Annotated in this window: 17 protein-coding genes; 8 read left to right on the top strand and 9 right to left on the bottom strand. The window is 66.9% G+C overall.

Annotation, left to right across the window (positions count from 1 at the left end):
- The first annotated feature begins 19 nt into the window (after positions 1-19).
- The gene (locus tag DIE15_RS37705) at positions 20-151 is read left to right on the top strand and encodes a hypothetical protein (RefSeq protein WP_260428272.1); all 132 of its coding nucleotides are present in this window, start codon (positions 20-22) and stop codon (positions 149-151) included.
- A gap of 71 nt (positions 152-222) precedes the next feature.
- Here the strand turns inward: DIE15_RS37705 and DIE15_RS16585 are convergent, their stop codons facing one another.
- From DIE15_RS16585 to DIE15_RS16555, 7 genes are all read right to left on the bottom strand, one after another.
- The gene (locus tag DIE15_RS16585; RefSeq protein WP_124833831.1) at positions 223-2,337 is read right to left on the bottom strand and encodes a phosphocholine-specific phospholipase C; all 2,115 of its coding nucleotides are present in this window, start codon (positions 2,335-2,337) and stop codon (positions 223-225) included.
- Positions 2,338-2,377: 40 nt separating this feature from the next.
- On the bottom strand, positions 2,378-2,581 hold the full coding sequence (locus DIE15_RS16580) for a hypothetical protein (protein WP_124833830.1): 204 nt from the start codon (positions 2,579-2,581) through the stop codon (positions 2,378-2,380).
- Between the two features lie 335 nt (positions 2,582-2,916).
- On the bottom strand, positions 2,917-3,255 hold the full coding sequence (locus tag DIE15_RS16575) for a DUF1493 family protein (RefSeq protein WP_124833829.1): 339 nt from the start codon (positions 3,253-3,255) through the stop codon (positions 2,917-2,919).
- 532 nt (positions 3,256-3,787) lie between these two features.
- On the bottom strand, positions 3,788-5,788 hold the full coding sequence (locus DIE15_RS16570) for an acetyl/propionyl/methylcrotonyl-CoA carboxylase subunit alpha (RefSeq protein WP_124833828.1): 2,001 nt from the start codon (positions 5,786-5,788) through the stop codon (positions 3,788-3,790).
- A 36-nt stretch (positions 5,789-5,824) separates the two neighbouring features.
- Positions 5,825-6,610, bottom strand: coding sequence for an enoyl-CoA hydratase/isomerase family protein (locus tag DIE15_RS16565; protein ID WP_057930143.1), 786 nt, complete (start codon positions 6,608-6,610; stop codon positions 5,825-5,827).
- Positions 6,611-6,629: 19 nt separating this feature from the next.
- Positions 6,630-8,237, bottom strand: coding sequence for a carboxyl transferase domain-containing protein (locus DIE15_RS16560; RefSeq protein WP_057930144.1), 1,608 nt, complete (start codon positions 8,235-8,237; stop codon positions 6,630-6,632).
- A gap of 31 nt (positions 8,238-8,268) precedes the next feature.
- On the bottom strand, positions 8,269-9,450 hold the full coding sequence (locus DIE15_RS16555) for an isovaleryl-CoA dehydrogenase (protein WP_044847409.1): 1,182 nt from the start codon (positions 9,448-9,450) through the stop codon (positions 8,269-8,271).
- A 171-nt stretch (positions 9,451-9,621) separates the two neighbouring features.
- Here DIE15_RS16555 and DIE15_RS16550 point away from each other — a divergent pair, with 171 nt between their 5' ends.
- A complete protein-coding gene (locus DIE15_RS16550) occupies positions 9,622-10,368 on the top strand; it encodes a TetR/AcrR family transcriptional regulator (RefSeq protein WP_057930145.1) in 747 nt (248 codons plus the stop codon).
- A gap of 43 nt (positions 10,369-10,411) precedes the next feature.
- Here DIE15_RS16550 and DIE15_RS16545 read toward each other — a convergent pair whose 3' ends face one another.
- Positions 10,412-10,900 (bottom strand): MarR family winged helix-turn-helix transcriptional regulator, encoded by a 489-nt coding sequence (locus tag DIE15_RS16545; RefSeq protein WP_057930146.1) that lies wholly within the window; start codon positions 10,898-10,900, stop codon positions 10,412-10,414.
- Between the two features lie 198 nt (positions 10,901-11,098).
- Here DIE15_RS16545 and DIE15_RS16540 point away from each other — a divergent pair, with 198 nt between their 5' ends.
- The 5 genes from DIE15_RS16540 to DIE15_RS16520 all read left to right on the top strand — a co-directional run bounded on the left by DIE15_RS16540 (position 11,099) and on the right by DIE15_RS16520 (position 16,947).
- A complete protein-coding gene (locus DIE15_RS16540) occupies positions 11,099-12,178 on the top strand; it encodes an aromatic ring-hydroxylating dioxygenase subunit alpha (protein WP_057930154.1) in 1,080 nt (359 codons plus the stop codon).
- Positions 12,175-13,140: a PDR/VanB family oxidoreductase gene (locus tag DIE15_RS16535; protein ID WP_124833827.1), complete on the top strand. Its 966-nt coding sequence runs from the start codon at positions 12,175-12,177 to the stop codon at positions 13,138-13,140. The genes DIE15_RS16540 and DIE15_RS16535 overlap by 4 nt, the downstream gene beginning before the upstream one ends.
- A gap of 49 nt (positions 13,141-13,189) precedes the next feature.
- Complete coding sequence (locus DIE15_RS16530; protein ID WP_124833826.1) at positions 13,190-14,251, top strand: aromatic ring-hydroxylating dioxygenase subunit alpha; 1,062 nt, start codon at positions 13,190-13,192, stop codon at positions 14,249-14,251.
- Between the two features lie 155 nt (positions 14,252-14,406).
- The gene (locus DIE15_RS16525; protein ID WP_057930149.1) at positions 14,407-15,750 is read left to right on the top strand and encodes an MFS transporter; all 1,344 of its coding nucleotides are present in this window, start codon (positions 14,407-14,409) and stop codon (positions 15,748-15,750) included.
- A gap of 102 nt (positions 15,751-15,852) precedes the next feature.
- Positions 15,853-16,947, top strand: coding sequence for a porin (locus DIE15_RS16520; protein WP_124833825.1), 1,095 nt, complete (start codon positions 15,853-15,855; stop codon positions 16,945-16,947).
- Positions 16,948-16,969: 22 nt separating this feature from the next.
- Here the strand turns inward: DIE15_RS16520 and DIE15_RS16515 are convergent, their stop codons facing one another.
- On the bottom strand, positions 16,970-17,416 hold the full coding sequence (locus DIE15_RS16515; protein WP_057930151.1) for a hypothetical protein: 447 nt from the start codon (positions 17,414-17,416) through the stop codon (positions 16,970-16,972).
- A gap of 463 nt (positions 17,417-17,879) precedes the next feature.
- Here DIE15_RS16515 and DIE15_RS16510 point away from each other — a divergent pair, with 463 nt between their 5' ends.
- Positions 17,880-20,054, top strand: a complete 2,175-nt coding sequence (locus DIE15_RS16510; protein WP_124833824.1) for a TonB-dependent siderophore receptor — start codon at positions 17,880-17,882, stop codon at positions 20,052-20,054.
- The last annotated feature ends 125 nt before the right edge of the window (positions 20,055-20,179 follow it).

The following is a 20,179-nucleotide window of genomic DNA, read 5'->3' as shown; positions in this document are numbered from 1 at the left end:
CTCGTTTCATTGAGCAGGCGTGGCCGATCTCGTCGGCTTCAACGCGCCCTGGCTGTTCCGCCGCGCGGACAGCCACATCGTGCATGACTACGGGATGCGGTCCGACATGCGCGCGCCGATGATGGCGCACGACGACGGGCGGCTGTCCTGAAGCACCCGCTTCAAGCGCAAGGTCGCCGGCACGCGCACCGGCCGGATTCGGCCGATGCGCGCCGGTTGCCGTCAGATCGCCGTAATCGTCGGCGCGACCGCGGCCGGATCGGTGACGCTCGCCTTGCCGGTTTCGACGTGCCCCGCGATGCGGCGCGTCCAGCCCGCATTCCCCGCCACCGCGAACTGCAGGTCATACCACTGACTGCTGCACGACAGATCCCAGTGCGCTTCGACGCGTTGCCCCGCGGGAATCGTCAGCGTGCGCGGCGCCCCGCCGTACGCGACATCGGTCGCCGTGACCGTCAGTGCGGCAGTGCCCGCGTTGGCGATCGTCACGTAGACGTCGCCGTTGGCGACGTCATAGCACGGCGTGATTTCGGGCTTCGCGCCGGCATCCGCGGCGGCCGATCCGGCGAAGCGCCGGAAATAGCCGTTCGGCCCCCACACGCTCACCAGGTAGTTACCGTTCGCGTCGAGCGCCCACGTATCGGTCAGTTGCTTGCCCGCTTCGACCGTGTAGCGGCGCGGCATCGCGGTGGCGTCGCCCGTATGGACCCAGAAGTGCGCGCCTTGCGTACCGGTATTCGCGAACGTCAGCGCGTAGCCTTGTGCCTGCAACTGCCCGGTGACGTGCAATTCGTACGGCAGCGCACGCGCCGGCCGCGTGCCGGGTTCCTGCGCCGTCACGACCTGCTGCGCGGTGCTGGCCGGCGCGGTCTGCGACGACGCGCGCGAGCATTGCAGGTCCGCCTGCGCGACGTACGCCTGCGTGCTCGGCAGGGCCGGCAGCGTGGCATCCGATTTCGAGAAGTCGAGCGCCGACGTCAGGTCGCCGCAGATCGCGCGGCGCCACGGCGAGATGTTGGTTTCCATCACGCCAAAGCGCTTCTCGATGAATTGCAGTACCGACGTGTGATCGAACACTTGCGAGCAGACAAAGCCGCCCTTCGACCACGGCGACACGACGAACATCGGCACGCGCGGGCCGAGGCCGTACGGCAGGCTGTCGGCCGTATACGTCGCGGTCTGCGTCGCGGTCACGACGTCGTGCCGCTCGAGCGACACGTCCACGGTGCTCATGCCGGAGCCCGGCAACGTCGGCGCCGACGGCGGCACGACATGGTCGAAGAAGCCGTCGTTCTCGTCGTACATGACGAGCAGGACGGTCTTGCTCCAGACGTCCGGATTGGACGTCAGCGCATCGAGGATCGTCGACAGGTAGTACGCGCCGTACAGCGGCGTGAACTTCGGATGTTCCGAATAGGCGGCGGGCGGCAGCAGCCACGAAACCTGCGGCAGCGCGTTCGCCTGCACGTCGGCCTTCAGTTGCGTGATCGGGCGCGTGCTCATCCCGCGCATCTGCAGCGACGAACCGGCCGGCGCATTCACGAAGTTGCTGAAGCACGCCAGCATGTTCGTGCCGTAGTTGCCGGTGAAGTTGTCGAAGCCGGTGCCCTGCTGGTAGATCTGCCACGAGATGCCCTCCTTCTCGAGGCGCTCCGGATAGGTCGTCCAGTTGAAGGGCGGCAGCTTGATCTTGTCGAACTGGTTGTCGATATAGTCGGTGTTGTCGAGCAGCGGGCCGCCGCCCGTGCCGAGCGGGTCGACCATCCCCGTCATCAGGTACATGCGGTTCGGGTGCGTGTTGCCCGGAATCGAGCAGAAGTAGTTGTCGCACACGGTGAACGCATCGGCGAGCGCGTAATGGAACGGAATGTCGTCGCGGACGTGGTAGCCCATCGTCATGTTGGACTTCTGCACCGCCCACTGGTCCGCGCGGCCATTGTCGATCGCGCCGTGCGTGGTCGCCCACGTATGCGGCAGGCCGCCCATGCACTGCGCGTTGACGCTCGGGTTGGTCGTGTCGTAGCGGAACGGCGCGATCACGCTCGTCTGGTCTTCCTGACGCGGCTGGAACCAGACCGGCTTGCCGTTCGGCAGCGTGACCGGGAAGCGGTCGTTATAGCCGCGCACGCCGCTCAAGTGACCGAGGTAGTGATCGAACGAGCGGTTCTCCTGCATGAACACGACGATGTGTTGCACGTCCTGGATCGTGCCCGTCACGGTATTCGGCTCGATCGCAAGCGCCTTGCGGATCGATTCGGGAAGCAGCGCGGTGGCGGCGGTCGCGCCGGCGAGGCCGGCGGAGAACTTCAGAAAATCGCGTCGCGAATGGATGGCCATGCTGATTGCTCGTGATTGGATTTCTGGTGGAAGGCCGGTATCAGGATGCGGGCGAGGAAGCAGGCGCGGTGAAGCCCGGCGGGCAGTGCATCTGCGCGGTGGCGACCGTGCCGCGGCCGCACGCGGCCTTCTGCTGCGCGACGGGCGCTGGGGTTGCGGTCAGGTCGTCGTTGCAGGCGCTAAGGAGTGCGATCAGCGTGAGCAGGCCGGCGACCGCGAAAGGCCGCAGGGCCGACTTTCGCATAACGGTTCTCCGTGGGGTGATGATGTGACGCGGACGCGAAGCCGCGCCGGTCATGTCGACGCCGAGATGCTAAGTTTGACGTGTGACACGACAGTGTCGCGCGCCGGGGACCGACGTGCATGCAGCTGCACGCGTCGGTGCGGGTGTGGCGGGTGCGCCGTCGATCGAAAGGCGGGAGCGGTCATCGTCGGCGGGAGGGAGATTCGAAGGGCCCAGTGTAGCGCGCATGGCGGCGCACATCGGGAAAAGCGCGCCATTTCAGCGGACCGCCGACCGGCGCGCTGTCATGGATGGCCAGCCACGCGCCGGGCGATGCCCGGCTCTTTTTCGAGCGGTTACATCGTCCATCGCCCGGCTTCGATCGCCGTTTCCATCATTCTGATGGTGAGCGGACGCTCCAGTATTTTGTCCCTGGCGTCGGTACTAAATGGTGACCTGAATACCGTCATCAAGAATCGACCCAATCCCAGTTTCCGGGAAGGGTAATAGTAGTCAATGTCGAAATCGGCAATATCAACGCCAAAGGTTTCCGAAAATCTCCGCATCAATCTCAACATGGCTCTATCGGAGATTTCAAGATCGATGCAGAGATCCGTGTCCCGGGTGATCTCGAGCTCGCCCCATAATGGCGAATCAGCCTCATCCTGCACCATCTCTATCAGACGACCGTCCATTAAAAGCGATCCCCCTGCTTGACCAGGCCATTGTACGTGACTGGGCCACATATCCCGGCGGTTACGCTAACGCAGCCATGTCGAGCATGGACAGGGGCACGCAGCTATCTCTCCCATCGAGCCTGATTTTCCGGACGCTCCGGAAAGCAGTCGCGATCGCGTGCTCCCTTTCTCCACAAGAGAAAGCAGTCAGTTCGTTTCGGCGAAGAAGTCCGGACGGGTCCGGTTTCGATCTTTGAACAACTGTTGCAACGGGCAAACCCGTGCGAGGCAGCGCAACAGCGCATGTCGAGCGCGCCGGTCACCGGCGAGACTCACGGGATTATTCAAAGATATTGAAGACGCGACACGCAGATTATTTGCTTTTGTCTACGCGCGACGAAAACGACGAGCACAACGCAAGAGTGCGATGTCGTCCTGATGCAGGCACATCAGGTATTCGCAGCCGGATGGCGTCGGGAACGCTCCGGTCACACGGGGCACGATGGCCCGCGCGCGAGAGCCGGCAGCGGCCCTCACGCGTACTCAACACTCAGCCTTCCGCCATCATCAGCAACTGCGCACCGTCCGCGACCTGGTCGCCGACGCCGTACAGCACTTCCGCGACGACGCCCGCGCCCGGCGCACCGATCGTGTGCTCCATCTTCATCGCTTCCATCACGATCAGCGGCGTGCCGGCCTCGACCTTCTGGCCCGGCTCGACCAGCACCGCGATCACCTTGCCGGGCATCGGCGCGGTCAGACGGCCACCGCCATGCTCGGCATCGCCCGCGTGCGCGAGCACGTTGCGCCATTCGAACGTCTCGGCGACACCCTGCGTGAACACGTGGAAACTGTCGCCGTCCGCATACACGCGGCCGCTGCTGCGCACGCCGTCGAGCGTCACGTCGAAGTCGAGCGGTGTCGCGCCGCGCGTCCACGCGAATGGCTGCGCGGCCGCATCGCCGGTGGCGAGGCGCGCGCCGCCGCCGTCGTCCTCGTACATGACCGTCACGTCCGCTTCGCGCTCGGGCGCATGCCATTCGAGCGTGCGGCGATAACCGCCGTTCAGCCGCCAGTCCGGCAACGCACGCCACGGCGACGCGCCTTCCCGCAGCGCAGCGTCACGTTCGCGCGCGATGAGCGCCGCGCAGGCCAGCGCGAGCGTCGCACGCGGCGGCTGTTGCGGCGCGAACAGCGCATCGTGGTTGCGCTCGATCAGGCCCGTGTCGAGATCGGCGATCGCGAACGGCTGGCTTGTGACGATCCGCTGCAGGAACGCGGCATTCGTGTGCAGGCCGACCACTTCGCACGCGCGCAGCGCGCGCAGCATCCGGCCGAGCGCTTCCGCGCGGTCCGCACCGTGCACGATCAGCTTCGCGATCATCGGATCGTAGAACGGCGTGATCGCATCGCCTTCGCGCACGCCGCTGTCGACGCGCACCGGCGCGCCGATCGCGAACTCGACGCCGCCAGGCAGCCGCAGGTGCTTCAGCGTGCCGGTAGACGGCAGGAAGCCGCGCGCCGGGTTCTCCGCGTAGAGACGCGCCTCGATCGCGTGACCCTGCACGCGCAGTTCGTCCTGCTTGAGCGGCAGCAGCTCGCCCGATGCGACGCGCAGTTGCCATTCGACGAGATCGAGCCCCGTGACCATCTCGGTGACCGGATGCTCGACCTGCAGGCGCGTGTTCATTTCCATGAAGTAGAACGCGTCGCCCGTCATGATGAATTCGACGGTGCCCGCGCCGACGTAGCTCACCGCGCGCGCGGCCGCGACGGCCGCCTCGCCCATCGCGCGACGCACGTCGTCGTGCAGGCCCGGCGCCGGCGCTTCCTCGAGCACCTTCTGGTGACGGCGCTGCACCGAACAATCGCGGTCGAACAGGTACACGGTGTTGCCGTGCGTATCGCCGAACACCTGCACTTCGACGTGGCGCGGGCGCGTCAGGTATTTCTCGATCAGCACGCGGTCGTTGCCGAAGCTGCTCGCGGCCTCGCGCTGGCACGACGCGAGCGCCGCCAGGAAGTCCTCCGAGCGCTCGACCACGCGCATGCCCTTGCCGCCGCCGCCCGCGCTCGCTTTCAGCAGCACCGGGTAGCCGATCTCGTCGGCTTCGCGATGCAGGTTGGATGGGTCCTGGTCATCGCCGTGATAGCCGGGCACGAGCGGCACCGCGGCCGCGTGCATCAGCGCCTTCGCGGCCGCCTTTGAGCCCATCGCGGCGATCGCGTCGACCGGCGGCCCGATGAACGCGATGCCGGCCTCTTCGCATGCGTGCGCGAAATCTTCGTTCTCCGACAGGAAGCCGTAGCCCGGGTGGATGGCCTGCGCGCCGGTCGCGCGCGCGGCCTCGATGATGCGCTCGATGCGCAGGTAGCTGTCCGCGGCCGCCGAGCCGCCGATGTGCACGGCTTCGTCGCATGCGGCGACATGCTTCGCGTTCGCGTCCGCGTCGGAATAGACGGCGACGCTCGCGATCCCGAGACGTTTGCACGTCGCGGCGACGCGGCAGGCGATTTCGCCGCGGTTGGCGATCAGAATCTTGTCGAACATGGCTTCGGTGTCGTCCGGAAAGTTATTGGCACGCCATCATTCACGCCACGAAGGCGTGCGCTTTTCAAGGAACGACGCGATCCCTTCGCGCGCTTCCGCGCCGGCGCGGGTCCGCGCGATCCAGTCGGCGGTCTGCTCGATCAGCGTCGCGTCGAGCGGGCGGCCGGCCACGTCGGCGACGAGGCGCTTGCATGCCCGCACCGCGTCGGGGCCGTTCGCGACGAGCGTCGCGGCCAGCTTCGCGACCGTTTCGTCGAGCGCATCGGCCGGCACCGCGTCGTGAATGAAGCCGAGCGACGCGGCACGCGCGCTGTCGAACACCTCGGCCGTCGTGAAGTAGCGGCGCGCCGCGCGCTCGCCCATCGCGCGCACGACGTACGGCGCGATCGTCGCCGGAATCAGCCCAAGCCGCGCTTCGGACAGGCAGAACTTCGCACCGTCGACGGCGATCGCGATGTCGGCCGCCGCCACCAGGCCCACGCCGCCCGCATACGCGTCGCCGTGCACGCGTGCGATCACCGGCTTGCCGCAGCGGTGGATCGCCTCGAGCATCCGCGCAAGCTTGCGCGCGTCGGCGCGGTTCTCGTCGTCCGAGTAACCGGCCATCTTCTTCATCCAGTTCAGGTCCGCGCCCGCGCAGAACGCCGCGCCTTCCGCCGCAAGCACGACCGCACGCACGCCAGCGTGCGCGTCGAGCCACTCGAATGCGGTGGTCAGTTCGGCGATCGTCGTCTCGTTGAACGCGTTGCGCACGTCGGGCCGCGCGAGCGTGACGGTCGCCACGCGGCCGGCTTCGCTTACCTTGATCGTTTCGTATCGCATCGGTCAGCCCTCCCGGCCGTTACATGCGGAACACGCCGAAGCGCGTGTCTTCGATCGGCGCGTTCATCGACGCGGCGAGGCCGAGGCCCAGCACGTCGCGCGTCTGCGCGGGGTCGATCACGCCGTCGTCCCACAACCGCGCGCTCGCGTAGTACGGATGCCCCTGGCGCTCGTACTGGTCGCGGATCGGCTGCTTGAACGCGTCTTCTTCCTCCGCCGACCACGTGCCGCCCTTCGCCTCGATGCCGTCGCGGCGCACGGTCGCGAGCACCGATGCGGCCTGCTCGCCGCCCATCACCGAGATCCGCGCGTTCGGCCACATCCACAGGAAGCGTGGACCGAATGCGCGGCCGCACATCCCGTAGTTGCCGGCGCCGAACGAGCCGCCGATGATCACCGTGAACTTCGGCACCTTCGCGTTCGACACGGCCGTCACCATCTTCGCGCCGTGCCGCGCGATGCCCTCGTTCTCGTACTTGCGCCCGACCATGAAGCCCGTGATGTTCTGCAGGAACACGAGCGGAATCTTGCGCTGGCAGCACAGCTCGATGAAATGCGCGCCCTTCACGGCCGATTCGGAGAACAGGATGCCGTTGTTCGCGACGATCCCGACCGGATGGCCCCAGATGTGCGCGAAGCCCGTGACGAGCGTCGTGCCGAAGCGCGCCTTGAATTCGTCGAATTCGGAATCGTCGACGATGCGCGCGATCACCTCGCGCACGTCGAACGGCTTGCGCGTGTCGACCGGAATCACGCCGTACAGGCTTTTCGCGTCGTAGCGCGGCAGCTTCGGTTCGCGCAGCGCGACCGGCAACGCGATCTTCGGCGCGAGGTGATCGACGATGTTGCGCGCGATCGACAGCGCATGCGCGTCGTTCTGCGCGAGATGGTCGGCCACGCCCGACAGGCGCGTGTGGACGTCGCCGCCACCGAGATCCTCGGCGCTCACTTCCTCGCCGGTTGCGGCCTTCACGAGCGGCGGGCCGCCGAGGAAAATCGTGCCCTGGTTCTTCACGATGATCGACTCGTCGCTCATCGCCGGCACGTACGCGCCGCCCGCCGTGCACGAGCCCATCACGACCGCGATCTGCGCGATGCCCGCGGCGGACATCGTCGCCTGGTTGAAGAAGATGCGGCCGAAGTGGTCGCGATCGGGAAACACGTCGTCCTGGTTCGGCAGGTTCGCGCCGCCCGAGTCGACGAGGTACACGCACGGCAGCCGGTTTTCCGCGGCGATCTCCTGCGCGCGCACGTGCTTCTTCACGGTCATCGGGTAGTAGGTGCCGCCCTTGACCGTCGCGTCGTTGCACACGACCACGCACTCGCGGCCCGCGATCCGGCCAATCCCGGTGATCACGCCCGCGCCCGGCGCGTCGTCGTTGTACATGCCGTTCGCCGCGAGCTGCGAGAACTCGAGGAACGGCGCGCCCGGATCGAGCAGCTGCGCGATGCGGTCGCGCGGCAGCAGCTTGCCGCGCGACAGGTGCTTGTCGCGCGCGGCCTGGCCGCCGCCTTGCGCGAGCTGTTCGATCTTCGCGCGCAGGTCGGCGACGACCGCCTCCAGCGCCGCGGCGTTCGCGCGGAATTCTTCCGAACGCGGGTTCAGTTTCGATTCGATGATCGGCATCGACGGGGCTCCGTTCGCGTGACGTGGGGCGTTACATCGTTTCCGCGAACAGCTCGCGGCCGATCAGCATCCGGCGGATCTCGCTCGTGCCGGCGCCGATCTCGTACAGCTTCGCATCGCGCCACAGACGACCGACCGGGTATTCGTTGATGTAGCCGTTGCCGCCGAGGATCTGGATCGCCTCGCCGGCCATCCACGTGGCCTTTTCGGCCGTATAGAGGATCACGCCCGCGCAGTCCTTGCGCACCTGGCGGATGTGGTCGCTGCCCGCCGAGTCGAGATGGCGGCCGACCGCGTACAGGTATGCGCGGCATGCCTGGAACGTCGTGTACATGTCGGCGACCTTGCCCTGGATCAGCTGGAATTCGCCGATCGACTGGCCGAACTGCTTGCGGTCGTGGATATACGGGACCACCGCGTCGAGACACGCGGCCATGATGCCCGTCGGGCCGCCCGACAGCACCGCGCGTTCGTAGTCGAGGCCGCTCATCAGCACCTTCACGCCGCCGTTGAGCTGGCCGAGGATGTTCTCCTCCGGCACTTCGACGTCCTGGAATACGAGCTCGCCCGTGTGCGACCCGCGCATGCCGAGCTTGTCGAGCTTCTGCGCGACCGAGAAGCCCTTCATCCCCTTCTCGACGATGAACGCGGTGATGCCGCGCGGGCCGGCATCGAGGTCCGTCTTCGCGTAGACGACGAGCGTGTCGCAGTCGGGGCCGTTGGTGATCCACATCTTCGTGCCGTTGAGCACGTAGCGATCGCCGCGCTTGTCCGCGCGCAGCTTCATGCTGACGACGTCGGAGCCCGCGTTCGGCTCGCTCATCGCGAGCGCGCCGATGTGTTCGCCCGACACGAGCTTCGGCAGGTACTTCTGCTTCTGCGCGTCGGTGCCGTTGCGGTGGATCTGGTTCACGCACAGGTTCGAGTGCGCGCCGTACGACAGTCCGATCGACGCCGACGCGCGCGAGATCTCCTCCATCGCGACCATGTGCGCGGTGTAGCCCATGTTCGCGCCGCCGTATTCCTCGGCCACCGTCATCCCGAGCACGCCGAGATCGCCGAACTTCTTCCACAGATCCATCGGAAACTGGTCGGTGCGGTCGACCTCCGCCGCGCGCGGCGTGATTTCCTTCGCCGCAAACGTCGCGACGGCGTCGCGCAGCATCTCGATGTCTTCACCGAGCATGAATTGCACGCCGGGCAGGTTGATCATGTCTCCTCCGTCTCCAGAAAGTGGGTCGCATGCGCCGATTTCTGAGTTTCGCTCAAATCGGATCAATGCGTCGATTCATTAAGCTAATGCAGCGGAAATTTGGCACAGTTTCGCGCCTCGTCCGGCTTGGCGTCAATAGTTTTTTGAGTGACACTCAGATATCATTGCAACATGACAGCCGCTCCCGCCGACACCATGACCGCCACCGCCAAAGCCGACCGCGCCGACTCGTCGCGCGCACCCGCCGGGCGCAAGTCCCAGCAGCGCGTGCAGGACATCCTGCGCGCCGGTCGTGAAGTGTTCGCCGAAAAGGGTTACGAGCATGCGACGGCCGCCGAGATCGCGCAGCGCGTCGGCGTGTCGGAGGCGACGGTGTTCAGCTACTTCCGCGGCAAGCGCGAGCTGTGCGCGCGCGTGATCGCCGACTGGTATGACGAAATCATTGCCGCGTTCGAGCATGGAATGCCGGTGGAGGCGTCCGTGCAGCAGCAGTTCGCGTTCATCGTGCGCACACACCTGCGGCTGATGCTGGTGAACGGCACGGGGCTGTGCGCGCTGGTGCTGTCGGAAGGTCGTGCGAAGCAGCACGCGCTGAGCGACGAGCTCACCGCGCTGCAGCGCCGCTACACGGCGCCGCTGATGGACGTGCTCGCGCGCGGCCAGGCGGCCGGGCAGGTGCGCAGCGACATGCCGCTGAGCCTGCTGCGCTCGATGGTGTTCGGGCCGATCGAGCACGTGCTGTGGGATGCGATCCTCGGCCATCGCAAGCTCGATACGGAAACGACGGCCACGCAGCTGATCGACATGCTGTGGGCGGCCGTGCAGCCGCCCGTGCCTGAGCAGGCGGCGCTGGTGCGCTTCCGGAACGAGGTCGCGGAAGCCATGCGGCGACTGGAAGGAGAAGCGTCACGCACGTGACGCCGGCACGGCATCTGCTCTGCCGCCGCAGGAAAACCGGCCGCTACGAATCCTCGCTGACCCGCAGCGGCGCACGGCTCTGCTCGTTGTTCAGATGGACGAACTTGCGCAACAGCCGCATCAGCTCCTGCGAGTCCTCCTCCCCCATCCCGTCGAACAGGCCGGCACGCAGTTCCTTCACCGACGGAATCAGGTGCGTGAGCAGTTCAACGCCCGTCGGCGTCAGCAAGAGCCGCCGCTGACGCCGCGGCAGCACTTCACGGACGATCAATCCTTTCGCTTCGAGCCTGACCGCGAGGTCCGCGGTCGTCGACGTGTCGAGCGCCACCCGCTGCGCGAGCGTCACCTGGTCGAGCCCCGGGCACTCGTAGAGCATCCGCAGGACCGCGTACTGCACGGGCGTCACGTCCCGCCCCAGCTTCTCGTAGAACATCGCAACCGCGATCTGATGTGCGCGCCGGATCAGGTGCCCGGGTTCGTCGTACAGATCGAGCGGGAATGCCGGCGCGTCGGCGGGATTCGTTTTTTCCATGGATGAGTCGATGACATAGGCGGCACACGCCGTTGCGTGCGCCGACGGCATGGCGCTGCCTCGCGCCATTTCCCGGGAAAACCAGTATACCGCTCGCCTTGCTCCAGCCAATCTCAATGAGTACACTGAATCTCATTCAGTACACGGAATGAAGAGATGCCGCGCACCGGCGGCATCGACCTGAAGGAGACGACGAACGTGTTTCTCAAGAACGCTTGGTATGTGGCGTGCACGCCCGACGAAATCGACGGCAAGCCGCTGGGCCGCAGGATTTGCAACGAATCGATGGTGTTTTACCGCGCAGCGGACGGTCAGGTCGCCGCACTGGAGGACTTCTGCCCGCACCGCGGCGCGCCGCTGTCGCTGGGATTCGTGCGCGACGGCGTGCTCGTGTGCGGCTATCACGGGCTGGAAATGGGCTGCAACGGCAAGGCAGCCGGCATGCCGGGCCAGCGCGTCGGCGGCTTCCCGTCGATTCGCAGCTTCCCCGTCGTCGAGCGCGCCGGATTCGTCTGGGTGTGGCCGGGCGACGCGTCCGAAGCCGACCCCGCCAGGCTGCCCGCCCTGTCGTGGGCCGAAGATCCGGCCTGGGCGCACGGCGGCGGCCTGTATCACATCCGCTGCGACTACCGGCTGATGATCGACAACCTGATGGACCTCACGCACGAGACGTATGTGCATGCGACGAGCATCGGCCAGAAGGAGATCGACGAAGCGCCGCCGAAGACGACCAGCCATGGCGACGAAGTCGTCACGAGCCGCTTCATGGAGAACGTGATGCCGCCGCCGTTCTGGCGGATGGCGCTGCGCGGCAACGGGCTGGCCGACGACGTGCCGGTCGACCGCTGGCAGATCTGCCGCTTCACGCCGCCGAGCCACGTGATGATCGAAGTGGGCGTCGCGCATGCGGGCCGCGGCGGCTACGACGCGCCGGCCGACGCGAAGGCGTCGTCGATCGTGGTCGACTTCATCACGCCCGAGACGGACACCTCGATCTGGTACTTCTGGGGGATGGCGCGCAATTTCCGGCCCGACGATCACGCGCTGACCGCCGAGATCCGCGAAGGCCAGGGCAAGATCTTCGCCGAGGATCTCGAGATGCTCGAGCGCCAGCAGCGCAACCTCGAGCAGTGGCCGGAGCGCAAGCTGCTCAAGCTCAACATCGACGCGGGCGGCGTGCTGTCGCGCAAGGTGATCGAGCGGCTGCTCGCCGAAGAAAACGCATCGAGCCCGCAGCGGCCCGTGATTCCGGTCGCGCAGATCAAGGAGGCGTCATGAGCGCTGCGATGCTGACGGTGCGGGTGGCCCGCAAGTGGCAGGAAGCACGCGACATCTGCGGCTTCGAATTCGTCAGCGACGACGGTGCGCCGTTGCCGCGCTTCGACGCCGGCGCCCATATCGACGTGCATTTGCCGGGCGGGCTCGTGCGCCAGTATTCGCTGTGCAATCACCCCGAGCACGGCGACCGCTATCAGATCGCGGTGCTGCGCGATGCCGAAGGCCGAGGTGGCTCGCGCGTCATTCACGACGAAGTCCGGCAAGGCGATATCGTGCGGATCGGCGTGCCGCGCAATCAATTCCCGCTCGCACCCGACGCACCGCACCATCTGCTGCTCGCAGGTGGGATCGGTGTCACGCCGATCCTCTGCATGGCGGAACGGCTGTTCTCGTCCGGCATGCCGTTCGACATGCATTACTGCGCGCGCTCGACCGACCGCATGGCCTTCGTCGAGCGAATCAACGCAGCCGGGTTCCATGATCGCGCCCGCTTCCACGTCGACGACGGCGACCCCACACAACGCTTCGACCTGGCCGCGGTGCTCGCCGCGGCGCCCGAAGGCGCGCACCTGTACGTATGCGGCCCGCGCGGCTTCATGGATGCGGTGCTGAACGCCGCGCGCGCGCGCAACTGGGCCGACGAGCGGCTGCACTACGAGTTCTTCGGCGGCGCGGTTGCGTCGACCGGCGCGGATCGCGCGTTCCAGGTCCGGATCGCGAGCAGCGGCAAGGTGATCGACGTGCCGGCCGAATGCACGGTCATCGCGGCACTGGCGGCCAACGGCGTCGACGTGCTGACGTCGTGCGAGCAAGGCGTGTGCGGCACCTGCGTGACGCGCGTGCTCGAAGGCGAGCCCGATCATCGCGATTCTTATCTGACGGAAGCGGAACAAGCGGCCGGCGACCAGTTCATGCCGTGCTGTTCGCGATCGCGAACCGACCTGCTGGTACTCGATCTGTAAGCGGACCGCCCGGCACGCGGCGTGCCAATCACAATACTGGAGACGATCAATGGAGCATCATGGCAGATCAACAATCAATACTGCTAAATTCCCGTCCGACCGCTGGTGGGTCGCCGCGCTTTCATCCGAACTGACGGACAAGCCCGTCGCCCGCACGCTGCTGGGCCACCCGGTCGTCCTGTTCCGCTTGCCGTCCGGGGAAGTCGGCGCGCTGGAGGATCGCTGCTGCCACAAGTCGCTGCCGCTGTCGTGCGGCTCGCTCGAAGCGCGCGGCCTGCGCTGCGGCTATCACGGCCTGCTGTTCGACCGCGGCGGTGTTTGCGTGGAGATTCCCGGCCAGGAGCGGATTCCGGCCAGGGCGTGCGTATCGTCGTATCCGGTGCAGGAACAGGACGCGATCGTGTGGATCTGGATCGGCGCCGACGCGCATGCTCGACCGACCTGCGCGCCGCCGCGCTATGCGTTTCACTCGGACCCGCAATACCGGTTCGGCGGCGGCCACTACCATTACGACGCGCCGTATCAGCTGATTCACGACAACCTGATGGACCTGAGCCATCTCGGCTACGTCCATCTGAAGACGATCGGCGGCAATGCGCCGCTGCACATGGGCGCGGAAACCCGCGTCAGCAGCGACGGCGACACGGTGACGCTGGTCCGCCGGATGCCGGATTCCGCGCCGCCGCCGACTTACACCGCTGCTTGGCCGTTCGCGGGCCGCGTCGATCGCTGGCAGGAAATCGAGTTCCACGTGTCGCACATCCGCATCTGGACCGGCGCGATGGACGCCGGCACCGGCGACCTGCACGATCCGGCGCGCGGCGGCTTTCACATGCGCGGCTTCCACGGCGTCACGCCCGAGACGGACGCGACGACGCACTACTTCTGGACCGTCGCGACCAATCCGCAGCACGACGTCGAACGCATCGCGCAAACGGTCATCGAGCAATCCGCGGCGACGTTCGACGAGGACAAGGCCGTGATCGAAGCGCAATACCGGAATCAGCTGCGGTTCCCGGACGGCCGCCAGATCGACATTCACGTCGACGCGGGCCCCAATCGCGCACGGCGCGTGATCGAGCGTCTGCTGCTGCAACCCGAACCCGCGTAGCCATCGCGCCGGCGCGCGAACGGCGCCTGCCGGTCGCGACGGACGCTCCCCGGGTTGCCCGTCAGCCCGCGCAATCGCGTTCGTCCCATTCGCAGCGGCCGGCTTCGATTTCATCCCATTCGATTAGTCATACTATTTTTGGAAGGATCTTTGACGTGAGCGCAAATATCCGCAATACGATCGACGAGTCCCCGATGAGCGCGTTCCAGACGATGGCCGTCACGGCCTGCGTCGTGCTGAACATGCTCGATGGCTTCGACGTGCTGGCCATCGCGTTTGCCGCGCCGCATCTCGCGGCCGAGTGGAAACTGAGCGGCAAGGAAATCGGCCTGCTGCTGAGTGCCGGTTTGGCCGGCATGGGCATCGGCTCGGTGCTGATCGCGCCGCTGGCCGACCGCGTCGGCCGCCGCCGCATCATCCTGCTCTGCCTCGCCGTGATCTCGACCGGGATGCTGGCCTGCGCGGCCACGCACAGCACGTTGCAACTCGCGGTCGCGCGTGCCTATACGGGGCTCGGCATCGGCGGCATGCTGGCGAGCCTGACCGTCATCAGCGGCGAGTACGCATCGAATAAATGGCGCAGCGCCGCGATCGGCATGCAGTCGACCGGCTACGCGATCGGCGCCACCGCCGGCGGCATCATCGCCGGCTATCTGCTGTCGACGTGGGGATGGCGCAGCGTGTTCGCGTTCGGCGGCATCCTGACGTTGATGTCGATCCCGATGGTGCTCGCGCTGATGCCGGAGTCGCTCGACTTCCTGCTGGCGCGGCGTCCGGACAACGCGCTGCAGAAAATCAATCGCATCCTCGCGAGAATGAAGCGCGCGACGATCGACACGCTGCCGGCCGCGACCGCCTCCGTCGACACGGCGAACCCCGCGTCGGGCTGGACGGCCGTGCTGCGCGCGCCGCTCGCGCGTCGCACGATCGCATTGTGGATCGCGTTCTTTCTCGTGATGGGCAGCTTCTACTTCGTCGTGAGCTGGACGCCGAAACTGCTGGTCCAGGCCGGGCTGTCGGCATCGCAGGGCGTGACCGGCGGCGTGCTGCTCAATCTCGGCGGCATCGCGGGCGCGTCGCTCTTCAGCCTGCTGTCGACGCGGTTCGGCCTGCGCAACCTGCTGGGCGCGACGCTGCTGCTCGGCGGCGCGCTGATGGTCGTGTTCGGTGCGAACACCGGCTCGCTCGGCATCGGAATGACGGTCGCGGTGTTCCTCGGTGCCGTGATCAATGCGTGCGTGGCCGGCATGTATGCGCTGTCGCCGACGCCGTATCCGGCCGAGATCCGCACGACCGGCATCGGTCTCGCGGTCGGCATCGGCCGCCTCGGCGCGATCCTGTCGCCGATGACGGTCGGCGCGCTGCTGGACGACGGCTGGTCCGTGTCCCATCTCTATCTCGCGTTCCTCGTGCCGATGGCCGGTGCCGCGATCGCCGTCGCCGTGGTGGGCGCGCGTGCCGCGGCACCGCGCCGGCAGCGCGACCCGGCGATGTCGTAACGCACGACGCTCGCAGTTTTGCCGATACCCGTCGGCATCCCGGATGCGTCCGGGTCATTAAAAAAATCGATAAGCATATCTACATACTGTTTGGAGACAGCCATGAAAACGAAACTGGGTGTCGCATTCGCGACGGCGATGGCGCTGGCCGGACCGGCCCGTGCGCAAAGCAGCGTCACGCTGTACGGGATCATCGATACCGGCGTGTCCTACTACAACAACGCCGCGCACGGCGGCTCGTTCACCGGGATGCCGACGCTGACCGGCGAGGTGCCGTCACGCTGGGGCCTGCGAGGCACGGAGGATCTCGGCGGCGGCTACCAGGCCTTCTTCGTGCTCGAAAACGGCTTCCAGCCCGGCACCGGTGCGCTGAACTACGGCGGCCGCCTGTTCGGGCGGCAGGCGAACGTCGGCGTGAACAGCCCGTTCGGCGCGCTAACCCTCGGCCGCCAGATGAACATGTCGATGATCGTGCTGACCAATGCCGACGTGATCGGCCCGTCGCTTCATTCGATGGCGGATTTCGACTCCTATCTGCCGAACGCGCGCAGCGACAATGCGATCGGCTACAAGGGCACGTTCCACGGCGTGACACTCGGTGCCACCTACAGCTTCGGCCGCGACGCGGCCGGGCCGGCAGGACCGTCGGCGACGGGTTGCGCCGGACAGGTGCCCGGCGACATCGTCGCGTGCCGTCAATACACGGCGATGCTCGCCTATGACGCGAGCAATTTCGGGCTGGCCGCCTCGCACGACGTGATGCGCGGCGGCGGCGGCGCGCTCGCGCCGCTGAACAATCCGGCATACACCGACACGCGCGACATCGTCGCCGGCTACGTGAAGATCGGCCCCGCGAAGCTCGGCGCCGGATGGATCCGCCGCAACCTCGCGGCGGCCGAACACCTGCAGGCCGACATCGTGTTCGCGGGCGGCACCTACTACGCAACGCCCTACCTCGCGCTCGACCTCCAGGGCGTCCGTTACCTGCAGCGTCGCGAGACCAGCGAAGGCGGCACGAATGCCACGCTGCTCGCCGGCCGCGCGAACTACTTCCTGTCCAAGCGGACGACCGTCTACACGTCGGTGGGCTACATGTTCAACAGCATGCTGGCCGCGAACGCGGTCGCCGCCGGCGGAACGGTCGGCACCGGGATGAATCAGCTCGGCGTGATGGCCGGCATCCAGCAAAAGTTCTGATGCGCCGGACACCGCCCATCGTTCAATCGGCGAGCCGGCAGTGCGACAGTTTCAACCCGGGCAGCACCGGCGCGTCGATGTAGCCTTCGTTCACGCAGCTGAAGCGGAAATTCGCGGACGCCGTGAACGGCTTGATCTCGCCGTCGGGGAATTTCGGCTTCAGCGCCGCCTGGTCGGACACATCGAAATGCGTATCGAACTGTTCGCCGTCGGTCGTCAGCGCACCGAAGTACGTGCCGCCCGGGTCGCTGCCCATCCGGATCACCGCGCCGACGAACGCGAGGCGCTTGCCGTCGTATTTCGTCTTCGCGGCGGCCATGTCCTTCGTATAGGCCTCGATCACGGCGCCGTAGTGCGCATCGATCGCGGGCTCGGCGGCCGGCGCCGCATAGCCGCTCCGGTGAACGCCCGCCAGCATCGCGCATGCAGCCAGCGCGGCCGTCATGAACGGCGCGGAAATCCTTTTCATTGGGTGGTCTCCCATCAAGTGTGGTGGTTGAAGTGATTGAAGGCGGCGCGGCGCCGGCTGCCCCTGCGATACGCCAATTGAATTCGCTGCCGTTGCTTTACGGCCTGTTCACGCTAATAACGGGAACGGGCCCTAATCGTTCGAATCGTGGAACATGGCTGCGATCACTTCACCACCCGCATGGTCGACTGCGGTGCGCGACGTCGCGCTGCACGCGACGTGACTGGAAGATGACATGGTGCGGCCCCCGGCTCTCATTGAATTTCACTGCGTCTGATTTTGGCCGCTACGGTAGCAGACGGTCGACGGCCCGGCAATCGCGAGTCACGGCCCGCATCGGGCCCATTACAATTGCAAACGATTCTCATTACATATATCATGCGCATCCTGCCGCCGCGACGCAGTGAAAGTGAAGCGCTGCGGCCCGCGCCCTCATCCTTAGCATTCCGCCATTCATCGATTCATGCCATCCCGTCGACCGCCCCGCCGCGCGCGGACCCTGCGCCCGTGGCGCGCGAGCCTCCCTGCCCTGATCACCCTTTGCGTCGCAAGCGGCGCGCATGCGGATGCCGAACCTGCCGCAGCGGCATCGGCAGCCGCGGCCACGCCCGCGCCGCCCGAACGCGAACTGCCGGCGATCAGCGTCAGCGCCTCGGCCGTCGCCGATCCGACGGTCGGCTACCAGCCGCGCACCAGCAGCATCGCCGGCGGCGACGATCGCCCGCTCAAGGAGATTCCCCAATCGGTCGCGGTGGTCAGCAGCAGCGTGATGCAGGACCAGCAGGCGCGCTCGCTCGACGACGTGCTCGGCAACATCAGCGGCGTCACGCAGACCAACACGCTCGGCGGCACGCGCGACGCGTTCATCAAGCGCGGCTTCGGATCGAACAACGACGGCTCCGTGCTCGTCGACGGCGTGCGCACGCCGGTGCTGCACAGCTATCTCGCGACGATCGACCGCGTCGAAGTGCTGAAGGGCCCGGCGTCGCTGCTGTACGGGATGCAGGATCCGGGCGGCGTGATCAACCTCGTCACGCGCAAGCCGGAGGCCACGTTCGGCGGCTCGATCTCGGCCTCGCGCACGAGCCACGGCGGCAGCAGCGCGCAGTTCGACCTGACCGGCCCGCTCGGCAAGCCGGGGCAGGTCGCGGGCGGCACGCTCGCGTTCCGGCTCACCGGCGAATACGACACGAGCCGCTACTGGCGCAGCTTCGGCCGCGAACGCAATGCGCTGATCGCGCCGGCGCTGTCGTGGCACGACGCGAACACATCGATCGACGTCAGCTACCAGTACGTCGACTACACGATGCCGTTCGATCGCGGCACCGTGCTCGTGAACGGCCGCCCCGACGATACGCTGCGCTATCGCCGCTACGAGGAAGCGTGGGCGCAAAGCAGCGGGATCCAGGAGACGCTGCGTGCGCGCGTCGAGCACCGCTTCTCCGACGCGTGGCGCGTGCGTGCGACCTACGGCTGGGGCCGCGACCGCTACGACCAGTACCTCACCCGCGCGACCGCCTTCAACAGCACGACCGGCGCGCTGTCGCGCTCGTCCGATGCGAACCTCGGGCGCAACGATTCCGACCAGATCGCGACGCTCGGCCTGCTCGGCAACCTGACGCTCGCGGGGATGAACCATGCGCTCTACGTCGGCGGCGAATACGAGCGGCAGCGCAGCTTCCGCGGCGACACGATCCGCGGCACGGCGACCAAGGGCTTCGATCTCTACGATCCCGTCTACGGCCTGCTCGCGCCGGGCGGCACGGCAAGCGCGAAGCAGAGCGATTCGCTTTCGAAGGTCCACACGTATTCGATGATCGTGCAGGACTCCGTGAAGATCACCGACCGGCTCACCGCGGTCGGCGGGCTGCGCTGGGAAGACTGGCAGCAGGAATCGGGGATGGGGCGGCCGTTCGTGTTCGCCGACCGCTCGCACGGCAACGTGTGGCTGCCGCAGTTCGGGCTCGCGTATGCGCTCACGCCGTCGCTGACCGCGTATGCGAACGTGAGCCGCTCGTTCAAGCCGAACGTCGCATCGAACGTCGCGTCACCGCTCGCGCCGGAATTCGGCCGCGTGCTGGAAGCCGGCCTGAAGTTCAGCCTGAAGCCCGGCATCACCGGCACGCTCGCGGCCTACCAGATCGACAAGCGCAACGTCGCGGTCACGGTCGGCGACATCACGTCGACGATCGGCACCGCACGCTCGCGCGGGATCGAACTCGACGTCGCGGGGCAGTTCACGCGGCACCTGAGCCTGATCGGCAGCTATGCGTACACGAACGCCAACGATCGCGACAGCAACACGCCGCTCGTCAACGTCGCGCGCCACACGGGCAGCCTGTTCGCGGTATACGACACGGCCATTGCAAACCTGCCCGGACGCTGGCGCTTCGGCGGCGGCGCGCGGCTCGTCGGCGCACGCCCCGGCGACACCGCGAACAGCTTCACGCTGCCCGGCTACGTGACCGTCGATGCATTCGCGGCCTACGAAACGACGATCGGCAAGTTCCCCACCCGCATCCAGCTGAACGTGAAGAACCTGCTCGACAAGACCTACTATCCGTCGAGCAACAGCAACCTGATCGTCGCGGTCGGCGAGCCGCGGCTCGTCACGCTGACGACAACGGTGTCGTTCTAACGCACCCTCGCACCTTCGTACCGGGCGGCCGGGGCCGCGCGACACGCGCGACGCACCCCGGCCGGTGACACGAACCGGTATGGATGCCCCATCAGCCGGTGTCGCGCGGCCTTCGTCGTTTCGGC

Origin of the sequence: Burkholderia sp. Bp9031 (genome assembly GCF_003857965.1) — a bacterium.
Classification (GTDB): Bacteria; Pseudomonadota; Gammaproteobacteria; order Burkholderiales; family Burkholderiaceae; genus Burkholderia; species Burkholderia ambifaria_A.
This window is presented reverse-complemented; position numbering and strand designations above follow the sequence as displayed.

Excerpts from the sequence above, each read along its gene's own strand:
- DIE15_RS16585 (WP_124833831.1), bottom strand. The coding sequence starts at position 2,337 with ATGGCCATCCATTCGCGACGCGATTTTCTGAAGTTCTCCGCCGGCCTC.
- DIE15_RS16580 (WP_124833830.1), bottom strand. The coding sequence starts at position 2,581 with ATGCGAAAGTCGGCCCTGCGGCCTTTCGCGGTCGCCGGCCTGCTCACG.
- DIE15_RS16575 (WP_124833829.1), bottom strand. The coding sequence starts at position 3,255 with ATGGACGGTCGTCTGATAGAGATGGTGCAGGATGAGGCTGATTCGCCA.
- DIE15_RS16570 (WP_124833828.1), bottom strand. The coding sequence starts at position 5,788 with ATGTTCGACAAGATTCTGATCGCCAACCGCGGCGAAATCGCCTGCCGC.
- DIE15_RS16565 (WP_057930143.1), bottom strand. The coding sequence starts at position 6,610 with ATGCGATACGAAACGATCAAGGTAAGCGAAGCCGGCCGCGTGGCGACC.
- DIE15_RS16560 (WP_057930144.1), bottom strand. The coding sequence starts at position 8,237 with ATGCCGATCATCGAATCGAAACTGAACCCGCGTTCGGAAGAATTCCGC.
- DIE15_RS16555 (WP_044847409.1), bottom strand. The coding sequence starts at position 9,450 with ATGATCAACCTGCCCGGCGTGCAATTCATGCTCGGTGAAGACATCGAG.
- DIE15_RS16550 (WP_057930145.1), top strand. The coding sequence starts at position 9,622 with ATGACAGCCGCTCCCGCCGACACCATGACCGCCACCGCCAAAGCCGAC.
- DIE15_RS16545 (WP_057930146.1), bottom strand. The coding sequence starts at position 10,900 with ATGGAAAAAACGAATCCCGCCGACGCGCCGGCATTCCCGCTCGATCTG.
- DIE15_RS16535 (WP_124833827.1), top strand. The coding sequence starts at position 12,175 with ATGAGCGCTGCGATGCTGACGGTGCGGGTGGCCCGCAAGTGGCAGGAA.
- DIE15_RS16530 (WP_124833826.1), top strand. The coding sequence starts at position 13,190 with ATGGAGCATCATGGCAGATCAACAATCAATACTGCTAAATTCCCGTCC.
- DIE15_RS16520 (WP_124833825.1), top strand. The coding sequence starts at position 15,853 with ATGAAAACGAAACTGGGTGTCGCATTCGCGACGGCGATGGCGCTGGCC.
- DIE15_RS16515 (WP_057930151.1), bottom strand. The coding sequence starts at position 17,416 with ATGAAAAGGATTTCCGCGCCGTTCATGACGGCCGCGCTGGCTGCATGC.
- DIE15_RS16510 (WP_124833824.1), top strand. The coding sequence starts at position 17,880 with ATGCCATCCCGTCGACCGCCCCGCCGCGCGCGGACCCTGCGCCCGTGG.